Here is a 240-nt window from a genome sequence, read left to right as displayed (position 1 = left end):
CCACCCCGAATTGGGATGCTCAGCTGCCATTGCATCCGGGGGCCAGTCACGAGGATCTGATCCCGGCGCTTTTCGACTGGCTGGAGCGCCATGATGATGGCCTGACCATCACTGCAGCCGGTCATCGCGTCGTGCATGGCGGCCGCGAGCATCACGGCCCCGCACGTGTCTGCCCGACCTTGCTTGACGATCTGGCCGAGCTGATCCCGCTGGCCCCCAATCATCAGCCCCACAGCCTGG

Annotated in this window: 1 pseudogene; it reads left to right on the top strand. The window is 65.4% G+C overall.

Features of this window, described 5'->3' with window-relative positions:
- Positions 1 to 240: pseudogene (locus SB786_RS37490) on the top strand (acetate kinase); the annotation flags it as partial.

It is taken from the genome of Burkholderia sp. SIMBA_062, assembly GCF_046534765.1.
Taxonomy (GTDB): Bacteria; Pseudomonadota; Gammaproteobacteria; order Burkholderiales; family Burkholderiaceae; genus Burkholderia; species Burkholderia ambifaria.
The sequence above is the reverse complement of the archived record's forward strand: the minus strand, read 5'-3'. Positions and strand labels throughout refer to the sequence as shown.